The following is a 16,940-nucleotide window of genomic DNA, read 5'->3' on the forward strand; positions in this document are numbered from 1 at the left end:
ACAAACTGGCTAATGAGACGTGCTTCATGAGTTTCAGGGATATCCCAAGCAATAGATAGGTCAAGGCTGAGTTGATTTGTGTTATACTGTTTATACATTTTATTTCTTTCTAGTTATTTTGTGGTTATTATAATTATAAAGCATAAAATGAAAAAGGAGCAACTCTATTCTGGAATTGCTCACTTTTTTTATTTCTATAAGCTAGTTTTTGCCCAGCCTCTTTTTTTGTAAAATCATTATAGATATCTTAGTTAATCCACCGTTGGTGAATTGACTGATGAATACTTTAAAGGTGAGATTCAATGAATGATCAAGAAAGATTTTTATTAATTTTTTTACGATTGCAATCGGGAGCTCACTTGTCGAAAATACAGTTGGCAGAAGAATACGGGGTTAGTCCTAAAACAATACAGAGAGATTTTGCCTTGCTGGCTGAGGTTTTGGACAGACAAACGATGATTGCAGCTGAATTGGTTTATGACCCTCGAAACCATACACGTCATTTCACAGGAAGAGCCTTGTTCAATAAAAAAGATGCTTTATTTATTTCTAAAGTGTTGCTTGAAAATCGGGCTCTTAATCAAGATGAAAACCAGAGAGTTTTAGAAAACCTCCTTCAACTTCTAACAAAGGAAGAGCGGAAGGCCATTAAGCAGGTTATTGCCTCAGAATTATTAAATTACGCACCAATAACGGATCCTCAAGCTCGAATTGATAAGATATGGGCATGGAGTGAGTTCATTCGAATGGAGCAGGTTCTTGATATTGTTTATCAATCTCCTTATCAAGACAAGAAAGAAATGACAGTTTTACCTGTTTCTATTTTTTATGATACTCGTTATTTTTATGTAGTAGCCTTTCATTTGAACCATGAAAACTATATTACTCTTAAGTTAGATCGAATCTCAACTTGGATTCCTTCATCTGAGAAGAAACCTAGGATTCCCTACGGAAAAAAATTTAGGGATGGAGATGTTCGAAATTATCGTGTCGATTCATTTATTGGACCAACTATCTATGTTCGAGTTTTGTTTGCCTATGATCCCACCATTGTCTTAGATCAGTTTCCGGATGCTGAGGTTATTGCAAATTATGATGAAGAGGTGGAAATTGAATTTAAAACACAGTATACACCTGGCTTAAAACGTTGGCTGTTAAGCCAAGGAGCAGCGTTGAAGGTTTTGCAGCCAGAATATTTAGTTAAAGATATGGAAGAATCTTTGAAACGTATGCTTGAAAGATATAGGAAATTCGGGGGGGAAGAATTTTAGCTTTGAGTTGAAACGAGTTTTATTATTGAAAGGAGGTGAAAAATTATGCAACAATGGGTTGTTATTGATCAATTCGGAAACGTAATGGGGCAACAAGTCTACTTTGATAAGAAGACTGCAGAGGAAGTTTCTAAGAATACTCCCTACACACAGGTTGTTCCTAAACAGGATATGAAAATGTTTTAAAAATAGTAGGAATGATTAGTCGTAGATCAGTTTGGAAATGTACTTCATCAGGGACTATATGATAGATCGGCAGCAGAAATGATTGCTAAATCAATTCCGAATGCACGAGTTGAGATGAAAAGATAGTTTCTGGATGATTAGACATAAAATGAAAGGCCGATAGTTTCGATTATGAAAACTATCGGTCTTTTATAGTACGACGGGCATGTCGTACATCTGAGGTGTAAGTCCTCTGTGGGCACCTGCTACCGGTGAACCCAATAGCGACTCCCAAGCCTGACTATCGTGAGGTAGCGGGGAGAGGAAGGGATAGCGAAATCGTGGCTCTACGAACAGAAACGTGATAGTAAGGCGTATATAGGGGATAAGGAGGTCAGAAACTCTAAAGTCCAAGAAGGTAGTCGTAACCTATATGCGTAAATCATGAGAGTAAACGAGGAAAGATGTACGACTTATCCCGTGAGGTCTTGTCGAGGTAAAAGCCTAGTAACAACGAACGACAAGAAGTCAGCCGAACCCATAGTAGTGAAGAAGCTTCTGTAATGGAGGTGGAGCGAAGGGGTGAACAGTTAACTGAAGTATACCTACTTCACTTGTATCTGTAACACTAAGGGTCTGATAGAACTGGAGGCGGTCACGTATTGACTAGAGGAAGGTTCACCAATTTAAGATGTCCTACAGATAACGAAACAAGAAAGGAATGCGCACATGTCTAAACTACTAGACCAGATATTATCAAGAGACAATCTTCTCGAAGCCTATAAGCAGGTCAAAGCCAACAAGGGTTCTGCAGGTATTGATGGTGTCACAGTTGATACGATTGATGATTACCTGAGGGAGCACTGGAAAGAAACGAAAAAGCAGATATTGGAAAGAAGGTATAAACCTCAGCCAGTATTACGAGTTGAAATCCCGAAGCCTAATGGAGGTGTCTGTCAGCTAGGTATCCCAAGCATGATGGATAGGATAATTCAACAGGCTATCGTACAGGTTTTAAGTCCAATTTTTGAAAATCATTTCTCAGAGTATAGCTACGGCTTCCGTCCAAATCGCTCTTGTGAGACAGCCTTGGTCAAGTTACTGGAATATCTGAATGATGGCTACGAATGGATTGTAGATATAGACTTAGAGAAATTCTTCGATACAGTACCACAGGATAGACTCATGTCATTAGTCCATCGTGTTATCGAGGATGGAGATACTGAGTCACTCATCCGAAAATACCTTCATTCAGGTGTTGTGATAAATGGTCAGCGCCAGAAAACCCTAGTAGGAACACCTCAAGGAGGAAATCTTTCACCGCTCCTGTCTAATATCATGCTTCATGAACTAGACAAGGAATTGGAAAAACGGGGTTTGCGTTTCGTACGCTATGCGGATGATTGTGTTATCACGGTCGGAAGCCAAGCGGCGGCTAAGAGGGTCATGCACTCAGTCAGTCGCTTTATCGAGAAACGGCTAGGTCTCAAGGTGAACATGGATAAGACCAAAATTGTCCGTCCGACAAAGCTGAAATATATAGGCTATGGCTTCTGGAAATCTCCAAAGGGTTGGCACAGCCGTCCTCATAAAGAGAGTGTGCAGAAGTTTGTGAGGAAACTTAAGCAACTGACTTCGAGAAAATGGAGTATTAGCTTGAGTGAACGAATCACACTATTAAACTCTGTCATCAGAGGTTGGGTCAACTATTTTTCAATCACGGACATGAAAACGGTGATGTCAAAAGTAGATGAGCGACTTCGAACGAGAATACGAGTAATTATCTGGAAACAGTGGAAAAAGAAGTCACGTCGCCTATGGGGCTTACTGAAACTCGGAGTTCCTAGATGGATAGCGGATAAAGTGTCAGGTTGGGGTGACCATTATCAACTAGTAGCACAAAAGTCAGTATTAAAGAGAGCAATATCAAAACCAGTCCTCGCCAAACGAGGACTGGTCGGCTGTCTCGATTACTACCTAAATCGACATGCGTTAAAAGTTAACTGAACCGCCGTGTGCCGAACGGCACGCACGGTGGTGTGAGAGGGACTATCCATTAGTCTCTACTCGATTTTCAAATTTAATAGGCTACTAAGGTTACTTCCTGCTGTAAAAATGGGAGTGTTTATTTACTTTGCACCTAGCTATGACCATCGATGAAGTCTGCAACTAACTTTTCAATTTCTTCTGTCATGTGGAGAATGTGTTTGCTAGTCCATGTGCCCTCTTTTTCGGTAATCTTTGCCATCCACTGCATTTTCAAACTTTGACGATCAAAAATATTCTCCCATTCCCGATATTTTGAAGTTGGGGAAAGATTACTGAATTTTGAATTTTGGCTGTCAGTTATCAATGCTAAATTTCCGATTGAATGTAGAATGTGGTCAGGTAGGGCAGACTGGTTTAAATCTTCATTTGGGTGTTGAGGGTACCAATGTTCGATAGAGCGACGATAGGTAAATCGAAAGCGATGGGATTCAAAAAAAAGTTCTTTCAAGAATTCTCGTTGTGTCCAAAGTATATAGTCGATAAAGTTTAATGCAAAGACTGGTAGTCCTAAGTCATAGGATTTAATTTTTTTGGAGCAATCGTCTGTAAATATGCGAGATTTTGCATAGTTTATCGCTAATGCTTCCAATTTTTCTAGGAACAGTGAGGCGAACTCGGGTTTGTTCAGATTTTCAATTTCTTGGTAAAGGAAACACATGACATCGTAAAGCCACCGGCTGTCACGATTGGATGGGAAAGTGACAGCAAATAGTGCTTGTGCTTGAAGAATTTTTCGATTCATGGGATTTGGAAAGGTGTTGTTAGAGAAGTGAGCTTCAACATAGTATTCACTTCCTCTACCTCTCTTTTGATATTCATAATAAGTCGCTTTTTGTAGAAACCAATCATCTTTTCGTCGATTGCTTCCTTCTTCATTTGCGTTTCGAATAATGAAGTGATCGAAGATATGACGTAGTTGGAGAAGAACGATTGAAAATTGACGAACCCAGGCAGAATCCTTATTTTCTATTTGAAAGAGCTTAAGTAACTTTTTATCATCCAATTGGATATCTGATGGATCCGTATGTTCAAAAATTCCTAATGCATAGATTAGTAATATTTCAAAGGGAATCAAGGTACGATAAGATTGGCTTGAACGGTAGGCTGCTTCTGAATTTTCCAATCTGTTCTCTGGTTCATTCAGAAGTGTTAATAGAGATTTTTTGTGATAGTCTTCAGAGATGATGTGTTCATAAGGATTGTTAAGTGAGTAGTGGTCAAAGCTCCAATTAAAAATAGCTTCTCTTTCTTGAAACGCTTCTTTTCTTTTTGTGCGCATTTTAAATGCAGTTGTCACTGGAGCTTCCATGTTTGCACAGGCCTCCCAAATCTTTGCAAATTTTGAAGCATCTACTTGATCTAGTTTGGACATCATTTGGGCCTTTATGATTTCATGTGCTTCAAGTTGTTCTCCTCTTGAGTTAAATCTCTCAAAATAGAGATTCAACTCAAGATTTTCAGGCAGTATGGTTTGGAATAAAATAACATGGGAAAGCAGGTATTCCACGAAGTCGGATTTTACTTCAATTTTTTGGAGAGCGATTTTGGCATTGAGATAGCCTCGACTAATTTCATCAAGTTCACTTGGAATTTGTTTATTCAGTAACTGTTGCAGACTGGCATTGGATTTTTTTCTGGCAGAAAAAGTGATGGGAATTTGAGTTAACAGGGGATGGTTAAATTCGTTTTGGAGAACTAATGCAATCAGAGTTAAAGCTGTACTTCTCTGCTGACCATCAATGATGTTCAATTGGGAATCAATGACCAAGGTTCCAATGTAATAATTTTTCTTTCTCTCTCTTCGCGCATCATCAATGTCGAGGATTAGTTGCTCGATTTCGCTATAAGTCCAGGAGAAATTACGCTGGTATAGTGGAATACGATAGGTATGGGAATATAGATTTTGAATGGTGATTTGTTGATGATTGTTTTGCATTATAAAATTTCCTTTAGAAGGGATTGAAGAGTGTGGTTTTCAAATTGCTCTCGATCTAATTTCTGTAAAAAATCATTCGGTGTTTGGGATTGTTGAATCAACTGAAAAACTTTTTGAACGGGTTTGTGTTGGTAAGAGCCGCCAGCTGCGTATTTGGCAATTGTAGAATCTAGGACTCTTTTTGCAGTTCGGGGATAGAAGGCCCAAACAGTGAACGTATCAATGATTTCAGTTGTCAATTCGGTAGGACCAAACCGATCGACAAATATGGCCACAATGTTAAATAATAGGTTTTTATTTCGTTGAAATTTTCCGTTATTTTGACGAATAAGGAGTAGGCTGTCATGTGAAGCTTTTTCGGAAATCAGTTTTTCCAGATGAATAAAGTGCTGATGGGAAGCTTCAATATATTTGAAAAAGTGTTCCCCATTAATGATTGGCATGATTAGTGATTGGGGGAAGTTCAAGTTTTGTTCGGCTAGTAATTTGTAAATCGTTAGATATGGATAAGGATGTTGCTCTTCAAGAGAGACTCCTTTGAAGTCATTTAAAGAGTCTTCAGTGAAACGGAGCTGTGTTTGGCGCTTCTTTGAATGAAATCCAGTTTCTCCGTTAACCCAATGTCTTAATCTGAATAGATGTTTATCAAAAAGGTCTTTAAGGTTTAAGGAGGTGTCGTTCACCAGTTCTTCCCATTTGCTAATTAGAGCTTCTGTTTGTCTCTCACTAGGGATACTTCGTAGATGGTAAGCCTTAAGGAGGTCATGGGGCTCCAGAGGTTTTCCTCTATTGTTTTGAGAATCAAAAAGTTGAAATGCTTCTGACAAATGGTCATCTGGTAACTCAATGACGGAAAGGTAGCAAGAATTAATGAGGTAATCGATAATCTGGTTACGAGTGATTGAATCAATCTGTGCTAGTAACTGCACCCATTCCTCATGATTCTCCTGAGCATGTATGAGGGAAGTGGAAATGTGTTCTTGCTTTAAAATGTTTTGTGCTCCTGGATATAGATTTAATAATTTTTGTGTATGCAGGAGCAATGAGATGGAAATTAGTCGCTGTTGTCCATCGACAATCTCCAACTTCCCTTGGTGGTGATGAAGGATGAGAGAGCCTAGGTGATAAGGTCCAGACACACGTGTAGGATTTTCAATTAGTTCCTTTATGTCATAAAAGAGATTTCGAATTTGTTTACGTGTCCACTTGTATGGACGTTGATAGTTTGGGATATGGAGTTGACTGTTTCCGAGTAACTGAGCTATGGTCATTGCAGTAAAGTTCATCATAAGTTTCCTTATTCTCAAAAGCTAAAAGTCTTCTAGGCTGAGTTTGCCGCTCTCGATATCTTCCTGTAGTTGCTGAATGAGTCTCTTGGTGATACTTTGTCTGTCATATATATTTCTCACTTCCTGTGTAATATCAATGGAAATGATTTCTCCGTCTTCTTCCACGTCTAAAAGTAGTTGTGTTTTTTTATAAATGAGCCAATTCCCATTCCCTTTTCCGTGTTTGGTGACTGAAAAACCATCTTTCTTATATCTCCTTAGAACGTTTGCTAAGGTTCCTTGAGCTTCAAACTGTTCTCTAGGGATGTGCCTCACGCCTATTATTTTCATCCTACATATCTCCTTTTTTCTATTATTATACAAAAAGTAGTGGACGTCAACTGTCCATTACTTTTTGGAATTTTCACTCTGATTCTGTTACACTAGTAAAAACAGAAATAAGGAGGCTTTTATGAAAGTTGGTCTAGTTCTGGAAGGCGGTGGTATGCGCGGGCTTTACACGGCGGGTGTTCTGGACGCTTTTTTAGACGCCGGAATCAAGGTAGACGGTCTGGTCAGTGTTTCTGCCGGCGCTCTTTTTGGGGTTAATTTTCTTTCGGGGCAAAGGGGAAGGGCTCTGCGCTATAATAAACGCTTTATCCGAGATAAAAATTACATTAGTCTCTTATCCTGGTTGAAAACGGGCAATATGGTCAACCGGGAGATGGCCTATTATAAAATTCCGATGGAGCTAGACATTTTTGACCAGGAAGCCTTTACAAAATCGGGTGTGCCTTTTTATGTGACGGTGACCAATCTGGAAACCGGTCAGGCAGAATATCCGAAAATCGACCATGTCTTTGACCAAATGGAATACCTCAGAGCTAGTTCAGCTCTACCTTTGGTTTCTAAGATTGTGGAAATCGATGGGAAGAAGTACTTGGATGGAGGTCTGACAGATTCAATTCCAGTAGATTTTGCCAAAAGCTTGGGGTTTGATAAGTTAATTGTCATTCTAACCCAGCCCTTTGAGTATCGAAAAAAGCCCTCCAGTGGAAGGCTTTACCGGCTCTTTTATAAGGACTATCCAAAGTTTGTAGAAGTGGCTTCTAAACGTTACCAGCATTACAATGAAGCGGTGGAAAAGATTATCCGCATGGAAGAGGCTGGTGAGGTCTATGTGATTCGTCCGGATCAAGCCTTGGAGGTCGGTCGTCTGGAACGAGATCCAGACAAGCTAGAGGCGGTCTACGAGATCGGAATCCGGGATGGGCAGGCTACCTTGCCTGGTTTGAAGGAGTATTTGCAAGCGAGTGAGTGATCATCGAGACGACTGGAAAGGTCGTCTTTTTTAGGTGGGGAACAGGGAAGCGGTTTTAGGTTCGCTAGTCTTCAAAAAAAGCACCCTCTTCTTTGGTTTTTTCCCAAAGAATGAAGATGCTTAGAGTCTTATTTCTCAGTCTCAAGTAAGTGTTGGCCAACCAAGGCAGCTAGGAAGCCACCGACAAGTGGTGCCAAAATGAAGACCCAAACTTGGCTAAGCGCTGTGCCGCCAAGCAAGAGGGCTGGTGCAAGGCTACGAGCAGGGTTAACGGAAAGACCGGTTACGTTAAGTCCCAACAAGATAAGAGTGGTCAAGGTCAAACCGATGACAAGACCAGCAATTTTACCGTTTCCTTTGCTTGCAGATGTGACAGTCACAATGACCAAGACAAAGATAAAGGTTGCGATCACTTCGAAGAGGAAGGCACCCATTGCGGAAACGGTTGTGAAACCATTCTCTCCTAGACTTGTAACAGCCTGACCAGAGTTTGTGACAAAGAAACTCAAAGTAGCGGAAGCCAATAAAGCTCCAATGACTTGTGCAACAACATAGGTAAGGAAGTCTTGGGCATTCATGCGCTTGTTAACGAACATAGCCAAGGATACGGCTGGATTCAGGTGTGCTCCTGAAATTGTTCCGATACTGTAGGCAGCAGCGACGATAGAAAGGCCAAAAGCAAGAGCGATTCCAAGGTGGCCAATTCCTTCAAGCCCGTTACCAAAGACAACAGCGCCTGTTCCGATAAAGACTAACATAAAAGTACCGATAAGTTCGGCAAAGGATTTTTTAGACATAATTTTCCTCCGCGTGCAATTATAGGTGGTTTGCTGAAAATTTTCAAGAAATTTGCTTGGAAATTGTTGTGAGGATTATGGTTGTTGGACTTGTCTAGGGTTGATCGATTGAGGGGTGCTTAGGTTCGGTTATCTACTACCTAAAGAATTAACAGTACGTCACATAAATGGTTGTGTAATTTAAAACAACCTTTTTAAATTATAATCTAAATATACTGTGATATAATTAAATGGGTTTCGGCTTGCTGTGATCTATCAGCTGAAAGGCTGGAGTTGTATGGCTCTGGTAGTTTATTAGCTTCTCAAAACCCTGGTGAAAAGCTGCTTGTCCGATTAGCTCTAGCACTGCAACTTAAATGAGCGTAAGAGATAAGCCATGACAATATTCTTCAAAAAAAAGCAAGGCGAGTTTGAGTTTAAAATGACTATAACACGTACTTTGCTTATTATTATTGCTGCGGCACTAGGTATGATTTAGTTCATACCTGATTTACTCAATGGTACGACATTCCCCGTGTCGTACCTATTTTATAATAGATAAAACGAAAAAGAGACTTTCCCAAGTCTCTTTTTCTAAACCCTTTTGTCATTTTGCTACTGAAACTCCTCCTATAAAAAAATAAAACCTTTGACAGTTTAGATTTTTGGAGTCACTACGGCAACTTACTCTAAGAGTGCATGACATTTTCTTCATAATTAGTTTATCAAATAAATAAGAAAAAGTAAACTATTTTCCTTTGAGAAATAGTAGTCAGTTTTCAAATTTATGAGAATAGCCCTACAATTTCTATATAAAATAGAACGGAAATAGAAATAAGCCCTGAGAGATGGGACTCTCTTGGGCTTTACTCTACAATCAATTTTTTGATACGGATCTCGGTCTGATAGAAATGCTGGATGTAGTAGTCTTCCAGGGTTTCCCCTGTTTTGGTGACGGTTATCCATTTTGGAAGGATTTTGGATAAAAGGCAAAGGGGAACGAGCGTTGGATACCAGATGGTCATGACTTCAAAAATGAAACGTCCATTATTCCCCCGGCCTAGGTAACGCTGACGATACTCGGATCTTAGCGAAGGATGGGGGACAAAGATATGGAAAGGGACCGGCTTCCTTTCTCGAAAAGCTCTTAAGATAGGAAACAGAAAATTTAGAGCAACCAAGACGATTTTTCCTTTTTCATGCAAATCATAGGCTCTATCGATATAGGTTTGTTTGTAATTTCGGTCCTTAATTGGCCGCTTGGTCGACTTGCGCTCCTCACGTGACAAATGGCTGACGCTGGAATTGTCGTATTTAATATCGGACATTTCGAGATCGACCACTGTCTCGTATTTCTTGGCCAAAGTCGTTTTTCCCATACCTGGAAAGGCAAATAAAAACATAGTTTCACCTCCTTGTTCCTAACAGTATAGCAGAGAAAGCTGAAAAAAGGATGAAAGCATTCACTCTATATTCGATGAAGATCAATCCTAATCCAGATAGCAAACCAAAGGCAGTACTGGAGTTTGGTGAGGTTCAATTGACAAGGGTTGATGTTGACTGTTGAAGACGACAAGTTGAATCTCTACTCTTTCGAAACAGATCGTCATGAAGGTCTTTCTAAGAATCTTCCTAGCTTACTTTTTTCTTGCAAAAATTTGAGGTGGAATTCGTTTCCTTGATCTATCGTGATAAAATAGGGGTTAGTGAATGTGTAAGGTGGAATTCTATGAACAGATTACTCAACTATTTTAAGGGGTATTACGGGCCTTCTATTCTAGCGCCTTTGTTTAAATTGATTGAGGCTTTGTTGGAGTTAGCGGTCCCTATGATTGTGGCCTCTATTATTGATCAGGCGATTCCGTCAGGCCAGCAGGGGCAGGTTTTGGCTGGGATTGCCCGGATGTTTGCCTTCGCCTTTTTGGGTTTGGTATTTGCGGATAGTGCTCAGTATTTATCTGCCAAGGCCGCTGTTGGTTTTACCAAGCAAATGAATCAAGATTTATTTGCCAAGATTGTGAATCTGGATGCGCGTGAGATTCAGAATCAATCTCCCTCTTCTTTGGTAAACCGAATGTCGGCTGATAGTCTCCAGGTTCAGACAGGACTGAATATTTTCTTTCGTTTATTTTTACGGTCGCCTTTTATTGTATTTGGTGCTTTTGTGATGGCGTTGACGATTTCTCCGCGGGTGACATGGGTTTTCTTGGGGATGATTGTCGCTCTCTTTTTTGCGGTAGGATTTGTGGTCCATTTATCCAATCCTAGGTTTACCCTGGCTCGTGAACGTTTAGATCGGCTAGTACTTTTGGCACGTCAACAGGTTAAAGGGGTGCGAGTTATTCGGGCCTTTGGTCGGCAGGCAGACGAGGAGGCGGAATTTGTAGAGGCCAATCAGTCCCTCTACCAGACCAATTTGCAAGCGAATAATGTCTCCGTTTTATCCAATCCCTTGACCTACGCGATTGTTAACCTGTCCTTGATTTTAATTTTGTGGCAAGGTGGTGGTTGGGTCGATTCAGGGCTCTTAAAACAGGGAGAATTGGTGGCTCTAGTGAATTACCTGTTGTCCATCTTGGTGGAGTTGGTCAAATTAGCGATGGTGGTTTCAACCATGATTCGCACCTATACTTCAGCCAGTCGTATTGCTCAGGTACTTGCCCTTGAAGAGGAGGAAGCGGCCTTTGAATTTTTGCCTGTGGAGCAGGAGGACAATCTGATAGAAGCTCAAAATTTGTCCTTTGCCTTTGATGAGAAGGCAGAGCCTGTTTTGAGCCATCTGAATTTTGCACTGAAGAGTGGGAGTTTCCTTGGAGTTATTGGATCTACGGGCTCGGGCAAGTCGGTCTTGATGTCCTTATTGATGAAAAATTACGACCCGACTGGGGGCCGTTTACGATTGAATTCCCATCGCCTGAAGGTAGAGTCCCGCAAAGAGTGGAGGCAAGGGCTGAGTCTGGTCCCTCAAAAGGCTAGTCTTTTTAAGGGGACGGTTAGATCTAATCTACTTTTGGCGAATCCTCAGGCCAGTGATGAAGAGCTGTGGCAGGCATTAGAAGTGGCCCAGGCAGATTCCTTTATCAGGGAGAAGGCAGGCTTGGAAACTCCAGTAGCGACCTTTGGAAGAAACTTTTCGGGTGGTCAGCGCCAACGTTTGACCTTAGCCAGAGCTCTTTTAAAACCAGCAGAAATTTACATTTTTGATGATTCTACATCAGCTTTGGATTATCTGACAGAGTCCGAGTTCCAAAAAGCCCTCAAGACCCACTATCGTCATAAAACGATTGTGATGGTTTCCCAAAGAACAGGATCGGTGAAAGGGGCAGATCAGATTTTGGTCTTGGAAGAAGGGCAGCAAGTTGGCTATGGTCGACATGAAATGCTGCTTGAGACCAGTGAGGTCTATCGGGAAATCCATGAATCCCAAGAAGTGAAGGAGGTGGGGAAATGAAAACATCAGCGAGTGCTAGAAAACTGTTTGCTCGGTTTTTAAGCTTTCCTTGGCAGTTGGCGGGTGTTCTTCTTTTATCTCTTTTACAAGTTCTGGTGACGATTGCGATTCCTGTTTTCATTGGCCGAGCCGTTAACGTTGTGATTGGACCTAACCAAGTTAATGTTAATCAACTTGGATGGATTTTAATTCAGATGCTGGTTCTGATTGGGATGAATGTTCTTTTTCAATTTATGACCCCTCGTCTTTATAATCAGATGGTTCTAGAGGTGACTCGTCAGTTACGCAATGATTTGATTGGGAAATTTAATCGTCTGTCAATCGGGACTATTGACCAGATGTCCAGTGGCGATTTGGTAAGTCTTTTAGTGAATGATGTAGAAATCGTAGGTGATGGCCTCCTTTTAATTTTCAACCAATTCATTATGGGAATTTTGACCATCCTTCTAACCATCGTGACCATGGCGTCTTTGGATTGGCAGATGATGATTTTAGTCGTGGCTTTAACACCTCTCTCAATTTTGTTTGCACGCTTCATTGCCAAGCACTCTTATTTGAGATTCCGAGATCAAGCTGAGGCGCGGGCCGATCAGTTGGAATTGGTGGAGGAATCGATCCAGCAGATAGAAGTCTTGCGCGCTTTCAATGCACAAAATCAAGCTATTTCAGCTTTTGAGCGCAGTAATGAAGACTACGCCACCAAGTCACAGGGGGCGATGTTCTTCTCCTCGCTAACCAATCCTACAACTCGTTTTATTAATGCGATGATTTATGCGGCGGTGACCTATATTGGGGCTATACGCATCATAGCAGGGAGTTTTTCGGTAGGAGAGTTGACCACTTTCTTGAATTTTGCGACTCAATATTCCAAGCCTTTTAACGATATCTCCTCTGTTTTAACCGAAATCCAAGGCGCCTTAGCTTCTGCTGACCGTATTTTCAACCTATTGGAATTGGAAGAAATGCCGCCGGTGAATGAAGTGGTTCAGCGGGAATCTAGTGAGTTTGTGGGGCAGGTGACCTTTGATCAGGTTTCTTTCTCTTATGATCCCAGTCAATCCTTGATTGAAAACTTTAACCTCCGAGTTGAAGCAGGCCAACGAGTTGCGATTGTCGGTCCAACAGGCGCAGGTAAATCTACTCTCATTAATCTCTTAATGGGCTTTTATCCTGTTGATAAGGGCGAAATCCGGATAGATCAGATTCCGATAAGCCAGATATCTCCTCAAGTTTTGCGAAATGAATTTGGAATGGTTCTCCAGGAAACCTGGCTCAAGGCGGGAACTATTTTTGAAAATATTGCCTACGCAAAGCCAGATGCTAGTCTAGATCAAGTAGTAGAAGCTGCCAAAAAAGCTCATGCCCACCATTTTATTATGCAGCTGCCTAAGGGGTATGATACTTATCTGACAGATGATGGAGGCGGTTTATCCATTGGCCAACAACAACTTTTATCCATTGCCCGCCTCTTTATGAAATTGCCAAAGGTTCTAATCTTAGATGAAGCAACCTCATCCATTGATACCCGGACCGAGGTGCTCATTCAATCCGCTTTCGATGAACTGATGCAAGGACGAACCTCTTTTGTTATTGCTCACCGCTTATCGACCATCCAGTCTGCAGACCTGATTCTCGTCATGCAGGATGGCAACATCGTTGAGCAGGGCAATCACCAAGAACTCATGCAGGCAGGAGGTTTGTACTCCCGTATGCAGAGAAGCCATCAGGTGTAAGATTCTTTCTCTTAGTTTAAATTTTTATCGGTTCTCAGATACTGAGGATTTTTGCAAACTTTTCAGGGACAAGAAAAAACACCGTTTTGATAGTGTCCTACTGATATAGTCCTACTTTAGTAGACAGTACCAACATAGAAAGTACTGTTTCCGAAAGTAGGATTTTTATTATGTATAGTAAAGCACTGATAGCTTTCTAGACACTGGCAGAACGATTTATACTTGAAACAGTTCGAAATCTGAAACGAATTTTAATCCAGGAATTGGATTAAAATCTATAGGTAATGAAGCAAGCTTCGCTTGCCATCAATCCGATGAAGACAGTTCAACAGGTCTGGGAGACCTGTTGAATCTTATCAATAAGGCGTGCAAAGCACGCAATCAATACGTTCGGCGAAGAGGATTAACACATTCAGATTGAAATGTAATGAGTATTAGATTGTTCCTCATAAGTTCCGCTATAGCTCTATCTCTATTATAGCGGGTGAAGGTATCGACCTTCCCACCATCCGATAGTTTGTCGGATACTCGGAGGATTGCAAGGAGATTAAACCTGTCTATTTCCATGTGATTCAGAAGAAAAAAGAGATTATGAGAGGAGCTGTCGAAAAGCTTGGGAAGAAGAGAACTCCAAAAACAATTGATGCTATTAGATACTATCTTTTTCAAATGTATAAAAAGGAATTTGATAGGTTTTATCGTTAATGCTCAAAAAGTTATGCTTTCTAGCTAGGAAATTTGGTAATAAAGCAAACCCTTGTCCATTTTCGACTAATTGTATAATATTTACAAAGGAATCAATCTCTATAATTTCAGTGTTTTTAGGGATTGTTTCCATAGTCTTTTTCCGGAATGGGCATGCTTCGTCACTGTTTACTAGTACTGGTAACTGAGTTACATCTGTTCCTTGTTTTGCGACTGGCGTTATTAGAAGGTTTCCGATTTGAGTAAGTGAATAACTTTTATGATTTATTGGATAGTAAGAAGTGATAATATCCTCAGTGGGATTTGTATCTTTAATGATCGTACTGGATTTTGTGATAATAAATTGATTGTCGGTTAATGAATAATCATTCATTTCTTCGACAATATATTGAAAGAGAATTTCGGTCGTTTTGACTGACTTCTTTTTTTTATTAGAATCTAGTTTTTCTGTGATAGTCTGTGTTAAATCTAAGACCTCACAAGCGTATTCATAAAAGGCTCTACCGCTTTCAGTTGGGGTTACGCCCTTGTAACTTCTTTTGAAGAATGATGTATTAAATTCTTGCTCTATCGTTTTTAAGCGAGTAGTAACATTGGATTGCGCATAACCTAGTTTTTGTGCAGCTTTATTGATAGAATTAAGTTCATAAATTGTTTTATAAATATTTAAGGGCACCTCTAAAAACTCATAGTTTTTGTAGGAAATATTTCAAATAAGCAGGTCTTCATATTTGGTAGTGCGGACGCAAGCAGCCTCCTCTGGAGTCTCATTACTAGATTTCGAGCCAAGGTCTCGAAATCTCCGTCATCTAGCAGTTGTTTCTCAACTGCTGATGATTCCACTACGGTAAGAAGACCTGCTTTTTATTCCTTCTACACGTGCATTGTGAGATAATAGTGGTATTAAATTCCATGAGGTGTCACCATGCTATTATTCACAGATGACGAGTTACTACTTAAAAAACTCTCACAAATGGGCAATTCCTTAGAAAGACTAGATTCTGCCATAAACTGGGAAATTTTCCGCCCAGCTTTATTTCGCATTTTTGGCAATCCCAAGAAAAATCCTTCAAAAGGAGGCCGTCCTCCCTATGACTACCTCATGATGTTCAAAATTCTTCTGCTAGCACGCCTCTATAACCTATCAGATGATGACATGGAATACCAACTCCATGACCGCCTGTCTTTTCGTCATTTCGTTGGTTGTGATGCTGAAAAAATTCCAGACGCAAAAACAATCTGGTTATACCGTGAACGTCTCACAAAATCAGGGAAAGAACAGGAATTGTTTGACAGCTTTTACTCTACTCTAGAAGAAGAGGGTCTGTTAGCTCATAAAGGGCAGATTGTAGATGCCTCTTTTGTAAAAGTGCCTAAACAAAGAAATACACGTAAAGAGAATGAACAAATTAAAGAAGGGGAAGAACCAGAAGTCTGGAGTTCAGCTAAACGTTCTCAAAAAGACACTGATGCACGCTGGACTAAAAAAGGAGGGGTGGATCATTTTGGCTATAAAAATCATGTTTGTGTAGACTCTAAATCAAAACTTATCAAAAGCTTTGAAGTAACATCGGCTAGTGTTCACGATTCAAATGTTCTAGCTGATATTTGTGATACCCATGAACCTGTTTTTGATGATAGTGCCTACACTGGAAAGTCAGTTCCAGAAGGATGTAAACACTACACTGCCCGTCGCTCCTATCGAAACAAACCACTTACGGACGATGACAAGAAGTTTAATCGAAAACTATCGCGTATTCGATGTCGAGTAGAGCATGTATTTGGTTTCATAGAAAACACGATGAAGGGAAGTACCTTTAGAGGAGTTGGAATTAAGCGTGCGAAGACCAATGTAACCCTAACAAATTTGGTTTATAACATTTGTCGCTTTGAACAAATTAAACGACTGAACCTCAATACATGGGCATAGTGCGCCCAAAAACAGAAAAGGAACTGTGAAAACAGTAAAAAATGCGAAAACGACAGGAAACACTTTTCAACTAGATAGACTTTCCTGTCGTTTTTTTATTTTCTGAGTAAATATCGGGGTTTTTAGAGGTGCCCTTAAGTCTTGAATTTGCATAGAATAACCTTCAGGGATATCATTATTTGTGATAAGTATATCATACATTGATAATCCCGAATTATTCATACCCTGAATATCTTTGCGTAACTATCAAAAAAATCATCAGAAACAAGCAATAAATAATTGCAATTCTGATGATTTTTATGAACGATCAAGCTTTTCTATAAATAAAGATGGGT

13 protein-coding genes are annotated in these 16,940 nt (G+C 40.3%); 7 read left to right on the plus strand and 6 right to left on the minus strand.

Features of this window, described 5'->3' with window-relative positions; translation table 11 throughout:
* Window positions 1-302: 302 nt before the first annotated feature.
* The 3 genes from JEQ21_RS08425 (at window position 303) to ltrA (ending at window position 3,443) form a co-directional block, all read left to right on the plus strand.
* A complete protein-coding gene (locus JEQ21_RS08425) occupies window positions 303-1,271 on the plus strand; it encodes a helix-turn-helix transcriptional regulator (RefSeq protein WP_199365016.1) in 969 nt (322 codons plus the stop codon).
* A 45-nt stretch (window positions 1,272-1,316) separates the two neighbouring features.
* Complete coding sequence (locus JEQ21_RS08430) at window positions 1,317-1,457, plus strand: hypothetical protein (RefSeq protein ID WP_199365018.1); 141 nt, start codon at window positions 1,317-1,319, stop codon at window positions 1,455-1,457.
* A 708-nt stretch (window positions 1,458-2,165) separates the two neighbouring features.
* Window positions 2,166-3,443 (plus strand): group II intron reverse transcriptase/maturase, encoded by a 1,278-nt coding sequence (gene ltrA, locus JEQ21_RS08435; RefSeq protein ID WP_199365020.1) that lies wholly within the window; start codon window positions 2,166-2,168, stop codon window positions 3,441-3,443.
* Window positions 3,444-3,576: 133 nt separating this feature from the next.
* On the opposite strand, the gene JEQ21_RS08440 is transcribed toward ltrA, so the two are convergent.
* Genes JEQ21_RS08440 through JEQ21_RS08450 form a run of 3 tightly spaced genes read right to left on the minus strand, consistent with a single transcriptional unit; the run spans window position 3,577 to window position 7,040 of the window.
* On the minus strand, window positions 3,577-5,421 hold the full coding sequence (locus JEQ21_RS08440) for a GmrSD restriction endonuclease domain-containing protein (protein ID WP_199365022.1): 1,845 nt from the start codon (window positions 5,419-5,421) through the stop codon (window positions 3,577-3,579).
* Window positions 5,421-6,707, minus strand: a complete 1,287-nt coding sequence (locus tag JEQ21_RS08445) for a DUF262 domain-containing protein (protein ID WP_233340844.1) — start codon at window positions 6,705-6,707, stop codon at window positions 5,421-5,423. Before JEQ21_RS08445 ends, JEQ21_RS08440 begins: the two co-directional genes overlap by 1 nt.
* Window positions 6,708-6,731: 24 nt before the next feature.
* On the minus strand, window positions 6,732-7,040 hold the full coding sequence (locus tag JEQ21_RS08450) for a hypothetical protein (RefSeq protein WP_199365026.1): 309 nt from the start codon (window positions 7,038-7,040) through the stop codon (window positions 6,732-6,734).
* A 121-nt stretch (window positions 7,041-7,161) separates the two neighbouring features.
* Here JEQ21_RS08450 and JEQ21_RS08455 point away from each other — a divergent pair, with 121 nt between their 5' ends.
* On the plus strand, window positions 7,162-8,010 hold the full coding sequence (locus JEQ21_RS08455) for a patatin-like phospholipase family protein (protein WP_199365028.1): 849 nt from the start codon (window positions 7,162-7,164) through the stop codon (window positions 8,008-8,010).
* A 128-nt stretch (window positions 8,011-8,138) separates the two neighbouring features.
* On the opposite strand, the gene JEQ21_RS08460 is transcribed toward JEQ21_RS08455, so the two are convergent.
* Window positions 8,139-8,807, minus strand: a complete 669-nt coding sequence (locus JEQ21_RS08460) for an MIP/aquaporin family protein (RefSeq protein WP_199365030.1) — start codon at window positions 8,805-8,807, stop codon at window positions 8,139-8,141.
* 845 nt (window positions 8,808-9,652) lie between these two features.
* A complete protein-coding gene (locus JEQ21_RS08465; RefSeq protein ID WP_199365032.1) occupies window positions 9,653-10,189 on the minus strand; it encodes a hypothetical protein in 537 nt (178 codons plus the stop codon).
* 326 nt (window positions 10,190-10,515) lie between these two features.
* Between JEQ21_RS08465 and JEQ21_RS08470 the strand changes: the two genes are divergently transcribed.
* Both JEQ21_RS08470 and JEQ21_RS08475 read left to right on the plus strand, forming a co-directional pair.
* Window positions 10,516-12,237, plus strand: coding sequence for an ABC transporter ATP-binding protein (locus JEQ21_RS08470; RefSeq protein WP_199365034.1), 1,722 nt, complete (start codon window positions 10,516-10,518; stop codon window positions 12,235-12,237).
* The gene (locus JEQ21_RS08475; RefSeq protein ID WP_199365036.1) at window positions 12,234-13,970 is read left to right on the plus strand and encodes an ABC transporter ATP-binding protein; all 1,737 of its coding nucleotides are present in this window, start codon (window positions 12,234-12,236) and stop codon (window positions 13,968-13,970) included. Before JEQ21_RS08470 ends, JEQ21_RS08475 begins: the two co-directional genes overlap by 4 nt.
* A 649-nt stretch (window positions 13,971-14,619) precedes the next feature.
* On the opposite strand, the gene JEQ21_RS08480 is transcribed toward JEQ21_RS08475, so the two are convergent.
* Window positions 14,620-15,351, minus strand: coding sequence for a LysR family transcriptional regulator (locus JEQ21_RS08480; RefSeq protein WP_199365038.1), 732 nt, complete (start codon window positions 15,349-15,351; stop codon window positions 14,620-14,622).
* Between the two features lie 249 nt (window positions 15,352-15,600).
* On the opposite strand from JEQ21_RS08480, the gene JEQ21_RS08485 reads away from it, so the two are divergent.
* Window positions 15,601-16,605 carry an IS5 family transposase gene (locus JEQ21_RS08485; RefSeq protein WP_199365040.1) on the plus strand — a complete coding sequence of 335 codons (1,005 nt, stop codon included), beginning with the start codon at window positions 15,601-15,603 and terminating at the stop codon, window positions 16,603-16,605.
* Window positions 16,606-16,940: the final 335 nt, after the last annotated feature.

It is taken from the genome of Streptococcus sp. 121 (assembly GCF_016458205.1).
Classification (GTDB): Bacteria; Bacillota; Bacilli; order Lactobacillales; family Streptococcaceae; genus Streptococcus.

Bases quoted from the DNA above. Each gene is read 5' to 3' on its own strand.
- JEQ21_RS08425 (WP_199365016.1), top strand. From the start codon at position 303: ATGAATGATCAAGAAAGATTTTTATTAATTTTTTTACGATTGCAATCG.
- JEQ21_RS08430 (WP_199365018.1), top strand. From the start codon at position 1,317: ATGCAACAATGGGTTGTTATTGATCAATTCGGAAACGTAATGGGGCAA.
- ltrA (WP_199365020.1), top strand. From the start codon at position 2,166: ATGTCTAAACTACTAGACCAGATATTATCAAGAGACAATCTTCTCGAA.
- JEQ21_RS08440 (WP_199365022.1), bottom strand. From the start codon at position 5,421: ATGCAAAACAATCATCAACAAATCACCATTCAAAATCTATATTCCCAT.
- JEQ21_RS08445 (WP_233340844.1), bottom strand. From the start codon at position 6,707: ATGAACTTTACTGCAATGACCATAGCTCAGTTACTCGGAAACAGTCAA.
- JEQ21_RS08450 (WP_199365026.1), bottom strand. From the start codon at position 7,040: ATGAAAATAATAGGCGTGAGGCACATCCCTAGAGAACAGTTTGAAGCT.
- JEQ21_RS08455 (WP_199365028.1), top strand. From the start codon at position 7,162: ATGAAAGTTGGTCTAGTTCTGGAAGGCGGTGGTATGCGCGGGCTTTAC.
- JEQ21_RS08460 (WP_199365030.1), bottom strand. From the start codon at position 8,807: ATGTCTAAAAAATCCTTTGCCGAACTTATCGGTACTTTTATGTTAGTC.
- JEQ21_RS08465 (WP_199365032.1), bottom strand. From the start codon at position 10,189: ATGTTTTTATTTGCCTTTCCAGGTATGGGAAAAACGACTTTGGCCAAG.
- JEQ21_RS08470 (WP_199365034.1), top strand. From the start codon at position 10,516: ATGAACAGATTACTCAACTATTTTAAGGGGTATTACGGGCCTTCTATT.
- JEQ21_RS08475 (WP_199365036.1), top strand. From the start codon at position 12,234: ATGAAAACATCAGCGAGTGCTAGAAAACTGTTTGCTCGGTTTTTAAGC.
- JEQ21_RS08485 (WP_199365040.1), top strand. From the start codon at position 15,601: ATGCTATTATTCACAGATGACGAGTTACTACTTAAAAAACTCTCACAA.